The 12,054-nt window shown below is 58.5% G+C and carries 9 protein-coding genes and 1 other RNA gene; 9 read left to right on the top strand and 1 reads right to left on the bottom strand.

Going from position 1 to position 12,054, the window contains the following annotated elements; all coding sequences use genetic code 11:
• Positions 1-53: 53 nt before the first annotated feature.
• Positions 54-536 carry an SsrA-binding protein SmpB gene (gene smpB / locus KGB21_RS16275; protein ID WP_007933497.1) on the top strand — a complete coding sequence of 161 codons (483 nt, stop codon included), beginning with the start codon at positions 54-56 and terminating at the stop codon, positions 534-536.
• Between the two features lie 119 nt (positions 537-655).
• Here smpB and KGB21_RS16270 read toward each other — a convergent pair whose 3' ends face one another.
• The gene (locus KGB21_RS16270) at positions 656-1,423 is read right to left on the bottom strand and encodes an FCD domain-containing protein (protein ID WP_223505794.1); all 768 of its coding nucleotides are present in this window, start codon (positions 1,421-1,423) and stop codon (positions 656-658) included.
• 263 nt (positions 1,424-1,686) lie between these two features.
• Here KGB21_RS16270 and KGB21_RS16265 point away from each other — a divergent pair, with 263 nt between their 5' ends.
• The 8 genes from KGB21_RS16265 (at position 1,687) to KGB21_RS16230 (ending at position 11,751) form a co-directional block, all read left to right on the top strand.
• Positions 1,687-3,381, top strand: a complete 1,695-nt coding sequence (locus KGB21_RS16265; RefSeq protein WP_034148353.1) for a lactate permease LctP family transporter — start codon at positions 1,687-1,689, stop codon at positions 3,379-3,381.
• A gap of 151 nt (positions 3,382-3,532) precedes the next feature.
• Positions 3,533-4,357 (top strand): (Fe-S)-binding protein, encoded by an 825-nt coding sequence (locus tag KGB21_RS16260; RefSeq protein WP_034148354.1) that lies wholly within the window; start codon positions 3,533-3,535, stop codon positions 4,355-4,357.
• On the top strand, positions 4,354-5,808 hold the full coding sequence (locus tag KGB21_RS16255) for a LutB/LldF family L-lactate oxidation iron-sulfur protein (protein WP_223505793.1): 1,455 nt from the start codon (positions 4,354-4,356) through the stop codon (positions 5,806-5,808). The genes KGB21_RS16260 and KGB21_RS16255 overlap by 4 nt, the downstream gene beginning before the upstream one ends.
• A complete protein-coding gene (locus KGB21_RS16250) occupies positions 5,808-6,479 on the top strand; it encodes a lactate utilization protein C (protein ID WP_223505791.1) in 672 nt (223 codons plus the stop codon). Before KGB21_RS16255 ends, KGB21_RS16250 begins: the two co-directional genes overlap by 1 nt.
• Positions 6,476-9,286, top strand: coding sequence for an FAD-binding and (Fe-S)-binding domain-containing protein (locus KGB21_RS16245; RefSeq protein ID WP_223505789.1), 2,811 nt, complete (start codon positions 6,476-6,478; stop codon positions 9,284-9,286). The genes KGB21_RS16250 and KGB21_RS16245 overlap by 4 nt, the downstream gene beginning before the upstream one ends.
• A 260-nt stretch (positions 9,287-9,546) precedes the next feature.
• On the top strand, positions 9,547-9,822 hold the full coding sequence (locus KGB21_RS16240; RefSeq protein WP_034148358.1) for a hypothetical protein: 276 nt from the start codon (positions 9,547-9,549) through the stop codon (positions 9,820-9,822).
• Between the two features lie 98 nt (positions 9,823-9,920).
• Positions 9,921-10,307: a transfer-messenger RNA gene (gene ssrA, locus KGB21_RS16235) on the top strand.
• A 187-nt stretch (positions 10,308-10,494) separates the two neighbouring features.
• Entirely contained in the window at positions 10,495-11,751 is a 1,257-nt protein-coding gene (locus tag KGB21_RS16230) for an integrase domain-containing protein (protein WP_223505855.1), read from the top strand.
• Positions 11,752-12,054: the final 303 nt, after the last annotated feature.

Genomic DNA, 12,054 nt, shown 5'->3' with positions numbered 1-12,054 from the left:
CACGCAGCAACACCGTAGCCGACTCGCTTGCAACTCCCTATAATGCCGCCCCTATGGCTAAACAGAAGAAACACCCAACAGGGACCATCGCGCAAAATAAAAAGGCGCGACACGATTACTTCATCGAGCATAAGTTCGAGGCTGGTCTGGTCCTGGCCGGCTGGGAAGTAAAAAGTCTGCGGGCGAGCAAGCTGCAACTGGTCGACAGTTACGTGCTCCTCAAGGATGGCGAAGCCTGGCTGCTCGGCAGCCACATCACGCCTCTGACGACCGCCAGCACCCACGTCATTGCCGACCCGGTCCGCACGCGCAAATTGCTGCTCAATCGGCGCGAGCTGGAAAAGCTCGCCGCGGCCGTGCAGCAGAAAGGCTATGCCTGCGTCTGCCTGTCCTGGTACTGGAGCAAGCACATGGTCAAGTGCGAGATCGCTCTGGGCAAGGGCAAGAAGGAATACGACAAGCGTGATACCGAGCGCGAGCGCGATGCCGGTCGTGAGTTGCAGCGTGCGGTGCGGAACAAGGGCAAGGAAGATTAATCTTCCCGCTTGAGTTCGTGGCGCTAGCGAAAAGATCGCAGCCTGCGACAGCTCCTACAGGGTCACATGAACCTCAGTAGGAGCTGCCGCAGGCTGCGATCTTTTGTTTCTAAACCTGATCACATCCCCTTGCGCCGCTCCGCCCGGGCCATGCGCTGCACTTCCTGACGCACTTCTTCCAGCACTTCCTGCACATACAGAATGTGTCGACTGGACACTTCCCGCGCCTGCTCCGCCCGCCCCTCGATAATCGCTTGATACAACTCCCGGTGCTGCGTGATCAGCATGTCGCGAGTTTCGGTGCGCTGTTTGTACATACCGCCAATGTTGGTCACCACGTTACGCTTGAGCAGGTCGAACAACCCGCGAATGGTGTGCAACAACACGGCGTTGTGACTGGCTTCGGCGATTGCCAGATGAAATTTCGCATCCGCCGCACCCTCCTCCACCCGACTCACTTCGTCGTGGCGCGAATAGCAGTCCTGCAATTCGTTGAACGTCGCGGTCAGCCGCTCGCGATCAACGTCCGTAGCCCGTAATGCGGCGTAATAGGCGCAGGACGCCTCCAGCGTATGGCGAAATTCCAGCAGGTCGCGCTGCGCCTCGGGATTGCTTTCCAGTAGATGCAGCAAGGGATCACTGAAGGTCGTGCCCAGGGATTCCACCACGTAATTGCCACCGCCCTGTCGACTGACCAGCAAACCCTTGGCCGCCAGTTTCTGGATGGCTTCGCGCAGCGAAGGGCGCGACACGCCGAACTGCTCGGCCAATACGCGTTCGGCCGGCAAGCGCTCACCCGCCTTCAGCGTGCCCTCGAGGATCATGCCCTCAAGCTGCTCGACAATATCGTCAGACAAACGGCGCTGACGTATTTGATCAAACCCCATAACTCGATTTCTCCACGACCCCGACCGCTCGCCGGGCCTCTATTCTGGCCTATTGATGCTGCACCAGCACCTGCCACACAACATTTATCCAAACCCGGAAAATGGCTTGAAAGACCGGGCATTCGACAAAAGTTCTAGGGCGGCAAATTGACACACCACCTACAACGCTTTTACCCTAGCCAACAGCGATTGTAAATTGGTATTACCAATTATCCAAGAACGCTGATCAGTGCCTGACCAACAACAATTAGGGGCCACCCCATATGCAAACCTGGCAACAGCTCTACAGCCCGCTCGGCAGCCTTGGCCTGTCCGCGCTCGCGGCCGTTATTCCCATCGTGTTTTTCTTCCTGGCCCTGGCCGTGTTCCGCCTCAAAGGACACGTCGCCGGTAGCATCACGCTGGCCTTGTCGATTCTGGTGGCGATCTTTGCCTTCCAGATGCCTGTCGACATGGCGTTCGCCGCCGCCGGGTATGGTTTCGCCTACGGTCTGTGGCCAATCGCCTGGATCATCGTGGCGGCTGTGTTCCTCTACAAACTGACGGTCAAGAGCGGCCAGTTCGAGGTAATCCGCAGCTCGGTGCTGTCGATCACCGACGACCAACGCCTGCAAGTGCTGCTGATCGGTTTCTGCTTCGGCGCCTTCCTCGAAGGTGCGGCCGGTTTCGGGGCACCGGTAGCGATTACCGCGGCGCTGTTGGTAGGACTGGGTTTCAACCCGCTCTATGCCGCAGGCCTGTGTCTGATCGCCAACACCGCCCCAGTGGCGTTCGGCGCTCTGGGGATTCCGATCATTGTTGCGGGGCAAGTAACCGGCATCGACGCGTTCAAGATTGGCGCCATGACCGGCCGCCAACTGCCGCTGCTGTCGCTGTTCGTGCCGTTCTGGCTAGTGTTCATGATGGATGGCCTGCGCGGCGTCCGCGAAACCTGGCCTGCCGCGCTGGTAGCCGGTTTGAGTTTTGCCGTCACCCAGTACTTCACCTCAAACTTCATCGGCCCGGAACTGCCGGACATCACCTCGGCCCTGGCCAGCCTGATCTCCCTGACGCTGTTCCTGAAAGTCTGGCAGCCAAAACGCGCCGCCGGCCAACACATCGTTGGTGCCGTCTCGGCCTCGGTCGTGAGCGCCAGCGTTGGTGGTTTCGGCCAGAAGCGCACCACCGTAGCTTCGCCTTACAGCCTGGGTGAAATTTTCAAAGCCTGGTCGCCATTCCTGATCCTCACTGTACTGGTGACGATCTGGACCCTTAAACCGTTCAAGGCCATGTTTGCCGCCGGCGGTTCGATGTACAACTTCGTGTTCAACTTCGCCATTCCGCACCTGGATCAAATGGTGATCAAGGTTGCGCCGATCGTGGCCAACCCGACCGCCATTCCAGCCGTGTTCAAGCTTGATCCGATTTCCGCGACCGGCACGGCGATTTTCTTCTCCGCACTGATTTCGATGCTGGTCTTGAAGATCAATATCAAAACTGGTCTGACCACTTTGAAAGAGACCTTCTACGAGCTGCGCTGGCCGATCCTGTCTATCGGTATGGTGCTGGCCTTCGCCTTCGTCACCAACTATTCGGGTATGTCGTCGACCATGGCCCTGGTACTGGCCGGCACCGGCGCTGCGTTCCCGTTCTTCTCGCCGTTCCTCGGCTGGCTGGGCGTGTTCCTTACCGGTTCCGATACCTCGTCCAACGCGCTGTTCAGTTCGTTGCAAGCGACCACAGCACACCAGATCGGCGTCAACGACACCTTGCTGGTGGCGGCGAACACCAGTGGCGGTGTGACCGGCAAGATGATCTCGCCTCAATCGATCGCCGTGGCTTGCGCGGCGACTGGCTTGGTGGGCAAGGAGTCGGATCTGTTCCGCTTCACGCTCAAGCACAGTCTGTTTTTCGCAACGATCGTCGGCCTGATCACCCTCGCTCAGGCCTACTGGTTCACCGGCATGCTGGTGCACTAAGAGCCACACCCAATATGGAAAAAACCGACGCCGGACCACGATTCCGGCGTCAGCTATTCACAACCCGGTCTGTAAGGCTGCTGAAAGAATCTCTCTCTATATTCAGCGGCCTCAGCGGACGGATAACCGGGACCACCCGGAGACACGCCTGATGAGCGAGCTTTTTTACAACGCTGTGCCGAATGCGACCCGTGTCGCCCCGCCACTGCCCGAGCCTCGGCAATACCCCGGCGAGAAACCGCAACGGGTGTACCTGTTCGGAACCTGCGTAGTGGATTTGTTCTACCCGGAAGCCGGAATGGACGCGATCCACTTGCTGGAACGCGAAGGCATCCGCGTCGAGTACCCGCAAGGGCAAAGCTGCTGCGGTCAACCGGCCTACACCTCGGGTTACACCGAGCAGGCAAGGACCGTGGCGCGCTCGCAACTGGCGTTGTTCGCCGGGGATTATCCGGTGGTGGTGCCTTCGGGCTCCTGCGCGGGCATGTTGCGCGAACACTATGCCGACTTGTTCAAGGACGAGCCGGACACGTTGAAACAGGTTCAGGCATTGGCGGCCAGAACCTACGAACTCGCCGAGTTCCTGTTGTTTGTCTGCAAAGTGCAGCTCAAGGACGACGGCGAGCCGGTAAAAGTGGCGCTACACACGTCGTGCTCGGCACGCCGTGAAATGAACACCCATTTGCATGGTCGCGAGTTGTTGGCGCAGTTGAGCAACGTGGAACGCGTGGACCACAGCCACGAGAGCGAATGCTGTGGCTTCGGTGGGACTTTCAGCGTCCGTATGCCAGACATTTCCGGCGCGATGGTGGCTGACAAGACCCGGTCGTTGAAGGAATCCGGCGCACACAAGGTACTGAGTGCCGACTGCGGTTGCCTGATGAACATCAACGGTTCTCTGGAGAAGCAGAAGGAAGCACTTCGCGGCCAACATCTGGCCAGTTTCCTCTGGCAGCGTACCGGGGGTGCCCGATGAGCGCCGCCGAGATTATTCCTACGGTCGCCGTAGAAGAAGACTTCCGCACTCGGGCTCACGAGGCTTTGGGTGACACGCAATTGCGAGGCAACTTTCGCAAGGCGATGGATTCACTGATGACAAAACGGGCAGCGTCCTTCAGCGATGCCCATGAAAGAGAACATCTGCGAGCGCTGGGCAATGCTGTCCGCGCCCGCGCGCTTTCCAAGTTGCCCGACCTGCTTGAGCAACTTGAACAGAACCTGACCCGCAACGGTGTGAAAGTGCACTGGGCGGAAACGGTGGACGAGGCCAATGGCATCGTCCTCTCGATCATCCGCGCTCACGAGGGGCGGCAAGTGATCAAGGGCAAATCGATGGTCAGCGAAGAGATGGAGATGAACCATGTCCTCGCTGATCAGGGCATTGAATGCCTGGAATCGGACATGGGCGAGTACATCGTCCAGCTCGACCACGAGAAGCCTTCACACATAATCATGCCGGCAATCCACAAGAACGCCGGTCAGGTCGCGTCCTTGTTCCACGACAAACTTGGCGTGGAATACACCAAGGACGTAGACCAACTCATTCAGATCGGCCGCAGGGTCCTGCGGCAGAAATTCTTCGAAGCGGACATCGGCGTTTCCGGTGTCAACTTCGCCGTGGCCGAAACCGGCACCCTGCTGCTGGTGGAAAACGAAGGTAACGGCCGCATGACCACCACGGTGCCACCGGTGCACATCGCCGTCACCGGCATTGAAAAAGTCGTGGAAAACCTGCGCGACGTGGTGCCTCTTTTGTCATTGCTGACCCGCTCGGCGCTTGGTCAACCGATCACCACCTACGTCAACATGATCTCCGGCCCACGCAAGGCCCATGAACTCGACGGCCCACAAGAAGTGCACCTGGTGCTGCTCGACAACGGACGCAGCCAGGCCTTTGCCGACAGCGAATTGCGCCAGACCCTGAACTGCATCCGCTGCGGCGCTTGTATGAATCATTGCCCGGTCTATACGCGAATCGGCGGTCATGCCTATGGGGAGGTTTACCCAGGGCCTATCGGAAAAATCATTACCCCGCACATGGTTGGCCTGGCGAAAGTCCCGGATCATCCGAGCGCCTCTTCGTTGTGCGGTGCCTGCGGTGAAGTGTGCCCGGTGAAAATCCCCATTCCTGCGTTGTTGCGCCGCTTGCGTGAGGAGAACGTCAAAGCACCCGACAGCACGGATCAAGTGATGCGCGGCCAAGGCAGCAAGTATTCGCGCAAGGAGCGCTTCATCTGGAACGCTTGGGCGAAGCTGAACAGCTCGCCGACGCTGTATCGCCTGTTCGCTTTCTTCGCCACGCGCCTGCGCGCCCTGACGCCGAGCAATGTCGGCCCGTGGACGCAAAACCACAGCGCACCGAAACCCGCCGCCCGCTCACTGCATGACATGGCCCGCGAGCATCTGGCCAAACAGGGAGATCGTTGATGAGCGCCAAGCAAAATATCATGGCCAAACTGCGGAAAAGCCTGACAGGCACCACGCCGGTGGCTGACAACTTCGACGTCGAACTGGTGACTCAGCCTTACACCTACACCGCCGAACAACGCATCCCGCAGTTGCGCAAACTGATGGAAGCGGTGCACACGGAAATCCATCTGACATCCGGTGAAGGCTGGCCAGAACTGCTGGCGCAATTGCTGCGGGATCGCCAGATACCGAGCCTGTTGATCGCGCCGACTACACCTCACGGTCAACGTGTCGCACAGCACTGGGCAAAAAATCCCGACCTGGCGACGCTCAAATCCTACGATCGTCCGATCGAGGAATGGAAAGCCGAGCTGTTCAACGACACCCCGGCCAGCCTGACCGGCACCCTCGGCGCCATCGCTGCAACGGGCAGCCTGATTATCTGGCCGACAAGGGAAGAGCCGCGCATGATGAGTCTGGCGCCACCGGTGCACTTCGCCCTGCTCAAGGCCAGCGAAATCCGCGACAACTTCTATCAGGTGCAGCAGGAGTTCGAATGGGCCCAAGGCATGCCGACCAATGCCTTACTGGTGTCCGGCCCATCGAAAACCGCTGACATCGAGCAGGTGTTGGCCTACGGCGCTCACGGTCCGAAGGACCTGGTTGTGTTGATTCTGGAGGACCAATGAGTCTACCGGCAGCGTTCCTGTGTGATGCGCAAAAACTGATTCCTCAAGAGCGTCGTTTCGACGATCCCTTGTCGACCTTGGCCTTCGGCACAGACGCCAGTTTCTATCGGCTGATTCCGCAACTGGTGATCCGCGTCGAGTCTGAAGATGAAGTGGTGGCGCTACTGAAACTGGCGCAGCGCGATCAGGTCCCAGTGACCTTCCGCGCCGCCGGCACCAGCCTTTCCGGCCAGGCTATCAGCGACTCGGTGCTGATCGTGCTTGGGGACAACTGGAACGGTCGCGAGATTCGTGGCCAGGGCACGCAGATCCGCTTACAACCCGGTGTGATCGGCGCTCAGGCCAATGCCTGGCTGGCACCTTTCGGTCGCAAGATCGGACCGGACCCGGCCTCGATCAACGCCTGCAAGATCGGCGGCATCGTCGCCAACAACGCCAGTGGCATGTGCTGTGGCACGGCGCAAAATACTTATCACACGCTGGCCGGCATCCGTCTGGTACTGGCCGATGGCAGCCGCCTCGATACCGAAGATGCCGCCAGTGTCGCCGCGTTTCGCCAAAGCCACGCAACACTGCTGGAGCGCCTGGCGACCTTGGGCCGTGAGACCCGCGCCAATGCCGAACTGGCCGCAAAGATTCGCCACAAATACCGTCTGAAAAATACCACCGGCCTGTCACTCAATGCCCTGGTGGATTTCGACGAGCCTGTGGATATCTTGAGCCACTTGCTGGTGGGCTCCGAAGGCACCCTCGGCTTCATCAGCGCGGTGACTTACGACACGGTGATCGACCATCCGAACAAGGCCTCTGCGCTGATCGTGTTCCCGGATGTGGAAACCTGCTGCAACGCGGTCACCGTACTGAAAAGCCAGCCCGTGTCGGCCGTTGAGTTGCTGGATCGCCGAAGCCTGCGTTCGGTGCAGAACAAACCCGGCATGCCCGCTTTCGTACAACACCTGTCGAACAATGCCTGCGCCTTGTTGATCGAATCCCGCGCGGCATCGTCCACCTTGTTGCAGGAACAACTGGCGCAGATCATGGCGTCACTCGCCTCGTTCCCGGTGGAGAAGCAAATCGACTTCACCGAAGACCCATTGGAAAACGCCCGTCTCTGGGCGATCCGCAAGGACACCTTCCCCGCGGTCGGTGCGGTGCGCAAAACCGGCACCACGGTGATCATCGAAGACGTGACGTTCCCGGTGGAACAACTGGCCATTGGCGTGAATCGCCTGATCGAGTTGTTCGACAAACATCACTACGACGAGGCGATCCTTTTCGGACACGCACTGGAAGGCAATTTGCACTTCGTCTTCACCCAAGGCTTCAACAACCCGGAAGAAGTCGCACGCTATCAAGCATTCATGGACGACGTGGCGCAACTGGTCGCGGTCGAGTTCGGCGGCTCGCTGAAGGCCGAACACGGCACCGGGCGCAACATGGCGCCATTCGTTGAGCTGGAATGGGGCAGAGATGCTTACCAGTTGATGTGGCAGCTCAAACGCTTGCTCGACCCCAGCGGCATTCTAAATCCGGACGTGGTGCTCAGCGACGATCCGCAGATCCATCTCAAGCACCTGAAACCCTTGCCCGCCGCCGACGAGATTGTGGATAAGTGCATCGAGTGCGGTTTCTGCGAACCGGTTTGCCCATCGAAAGGCCTGACCCTGAGCCCGCGCCAGCGCATCGTGATCTGGCGTGACATTCAGGCGAAGAAACGTGCCGGGGTCGATACCCGCGAACTTGAAGCAGCCTACGAATATCAGGGCATCGACACCTGCGCCGCGACCGGGCTTTGCGCACAACGCTGCCCGGTAGGCATCAATACCGGCGAACTGGTGAAAAAGCTTCGCGGCCTACACGCCACGCATACGAAAACCGCCAACTGGCTGGAGGGCAATTTCGCCACGGCGCTGCAAGGTGCGCGTTTCACTCTGCACGTGGCGAACGGTGCGCGGATGCTGCTGGGCGCACCGCGATTGGCGAAGTTATCGGCAACGCTGACCCGTCTGTCCAAAGGCCGGGTCCCGCAATGGACCAACGCCATGCCGCAACCGGAAAAGGCCATTCGCTTCAGTCCGACGGTGACAGACGAGCGCCCGCGTGTGGTGTATCTCGCGGCGTGCGTTTCACGGGCCATGGGACCGGCGTCCGGTGACAAGGAGCAAATGTCGCTGTACGACAAAACCCGTGGTCTGCTGGAAAAGGCTGGCTATCAAGTGGTGTTCCCGGACAATCTGGACAGTCTCTGCTGCGGCCAGCCTTTCGCGTCCAAGGGTTATGCCGAACAGGCCGAACACAAACGCCAGGAACTGATCGGCGCCCTGCTCCATGCCAGTCGCGGCGGACTCGATCCTATCTACTGCGACACCAGCCCCTGCACCTTGCGCCTGACCCAGGACCTTGGCGATGTGCGTCTGGACCTGTACGACCCGGTGCGCTTCATTCGCACGCATTTGATGGATCGACTGGACTTCACGCCGCAGGATGCGCCGATCGCGGTGCATGTCACCTGCAGCACCCAGCACCTTGGGGAAAGCCAGGCGTTGATCGATCTGGCGCGCAAGTGCAGTAAAAACGTGGTCATTCCCGAGGGCATTCACTGCTGCGGATTTGCCGGCGACAAGGGCTTCACCACGCCCGAACTGAACGCGCATTCGCTGCGCACCTTGAAAGACGCGGTGCAATATTGCAGCGAAGGCATTTCCACCAGCCGCACCTGTGAGATCGGCCTGAGCCAGCATGGCGGGATTGATTATCACGGTTTGGTTTATCTGGTGGACCGCGTGACGCAAGCGCGCCCGGCTTGAAAAAGACTGCAAAGACGGGGACCCCATACCTGTAGGAGCCGGCTTGCTGGCGATAGCTTAAGAGCAGCCAACAAAGATCTGTCCTTACAAACCGCTATCGCCAGTAAGCCGGCTCCTACAGGTTCAGGTTCGGTAAAAAAAAACCGAATTCCTGAGCGCGGCTATAGTCATTTAGCTAGGCCCGGTAAACGGGCTTATAACCACCTCGGACGGCAGCCCGATTCCGGCAGCACCGAGCCCTCATGCGCAAGGAGATACCCATGAAGCACTCTGCAATTGCTGGTTTGTTCATTTCTGCTGCACTGTTGGCGTCGCCGGTGTTTGCGGCGGAAGAGAATCTTTGCGACGGTAACATTGCGAAACTGAAAAACGCTATCACCACCGCGCCGGCCGTATCCGAGAGCGCCATGGACAACGCAAAAACTGCGTTGGAGAATGCGGAAAAGGCCAAGGCTGCCGGTAATGAAAAGGACTGCATCGAGATCTCCGGTCAAATGCTGGAAAAAATCCAGACTCGAAGCACCACTAACAAGTAGTGATTCTGGCCAGGCCAACCTTCGGGTTGGCCTTCCGGGCCACATTGACGTAGACTGTGCAGGCTTGTTGCTCATCGTGATTCACGAGCAATGAGTTCGGGGCCGTTTAGGATTCGACGCCGGTTGCGAAACTTTAGGTGCATGCCGACTTGGTAACAGAAGTCGTAAATCCACTGTTGCAACTTCTTATAGTTGCCAATGACGATAAATACGGTGTTGAAAACGCAGCTCTGGCTGCCTAAAACACTTCTGGCGCCTTCGGGCCCAGCAATCACCAGGGGATGTCTGTAAACCCAAAGTGATTGTCATATAGAACAGAATCGCCGTGCAGTACGTTGTGGACGAAGCGGCTAAAACTTACACAACTCGCCCAAAGCACCCTGCCCGTCGGGTCGCTGAGGGTTAACTTAATAGACACGGCTACGCATGTAGTACCGACAGCGGAGTACTGGCGGACGGGGGTTCAAATCCCCCCGGCTCCACCACTTCATCATCTAAAGACGTCCACGGACGTCTTTTTTTGTGCCTGAAATCCAGCAAAATCAAGGGTTTAAGCGCTACTGGGCGCTGGAGAGGTTTTTTGAGTTCCAGCCGTTTGGGTATTCCAAATGGTATTCCAAGCCTTCCGGTGCTATTTTTTGGAATACCAAAACGGTGTCAGAGGTAGCTCTCATGCCTGCTCTAGCCCTTCGCCTCTCCGACCGCCAGCTCAAGGCAGTCAAGGCAAAAGACAAGGATTACGTCCTCAGCGATGGTGATGGCCTTCAGCTCCGAGTCAGGAGCAATGGCTCGATGCTGTGGAACTTCAACTACCGCGAGCCGGTAACCAAAAACCGTATCAACATGGGGCTGGGCACGTACCCAGAGCTCTCACTAGCGAACGCCAGGAAAAAAGTGGTTGAAGCGCGCGAGCTGCTGGCACAAGGCATTGACCCCAAGGTGCAACGCAATGCACAGGACGAAGCCAAACGAGCGGAGACGGAACACACGTTCGAGAACGTGGCCACCGCCTGGTTCGAGCTGAAGAAGGACTCCGTCACGCCAGCGTACGCCGAGGACATTTGGCGATCGCTCACGCTGCACGTATTTCCAGACCTGAAAACAACGCCGCTCTCGAAAATCACCGCACCGATGGTCATCGAACTGCTTCGCCCGATTGAGGCCAAAGGCAGCCTCGAAACAGTGAAGCGGCTGAGCCAGCGCCTTAACGAGATCATGACCTACGGGGTCAATTCAGGACTGATCTTTGCGAACCCCCTCAGTGGCATTCGGGCGGTGTTCAAGAAACCCAAGAAAGAGAACATGGCCGCGCTACGACCTGACGAGCTTCCGGAGCTCATGATGGAAATCGCAAATGCCAGCATCAAGCGGGTCACACGCTGCCTGATCGAATGGCAGCTGCACACCATGACCCGCCCTGCCGAAGCGGCCACCACTTGCTGGGCAGACATCGACTTCGACAAACGCATTTGGACCATCCCACCGGAGCGCATGAAAAAGCGTCGCCCGCACACCATCCCGCTGACGGAACAGGCACTCGCACTACTGGAGACACTCAAGCTCCACAGCGGCCACAGAGAATATGTGTTCCCGGCAGATAGAAACCCACGCACCCACGCCAATAGCCAGACCGCCAACATGGCGTTGAAACGCATGGGCTTTCAGGACCGCTTGGTCAGTCACGGCATGCGCTCCATGGCCAGCACTATCCTGAACGAACATGGCTGGGACCCCGAGCTGATCGAAGTCGCGTTGGCGCATGTCGATAAGGACGAAGTTCGGAGCGCCTACAACCGGGCGGACTACATCGAACGCCGCCGCCCGATGATGGCCTGGTGGAGTGAACATATCCAGAAGGCGGCCACCGGCAGCCTGTCGGCATCTGCCATCAATCAAACCAGAGACCGCAACGTGGTGCCGATACGCTGAGCATCACCGGCGACAATCCATGCCATTCGTGTCGTGGAGAATGGAGACAGAAATGACGACTGTCGCTAAATCTCTCGCATGCCAGCGCTTCTTCGGCCAAGCCCCTGAGTATGGGAAGGCTCCGCATTCCCATACTCAGGGGCTCATGCTTAAAAGGTCTATCAGACAACCACGAGTTGCGCCTTCCTCGTGGTACTGCCTGGGTTCTTCTTGCACGTCGTTGGTTTTACTTTGGAACAATGGTTGCGGCTGTTGCATCGTATGGTTAAGCCCACAGTTATTCGCAGCCACTCGTAGAGTTTG

This window comes from Pseudomonas sp. GL-RE-29, from assembly GCF_019947275.1.
Classification (GTDB): Bacteria; Pseudomonadota; Gammaproteobacteria; order Pseudomonadales; family Pseudomonadaceae; genus Aquipseudomonas; species Aquipseudomonas fluorescens_A.
This window is presented reverse-complemented; position numbering and strand designations above follow the sequence as displayed.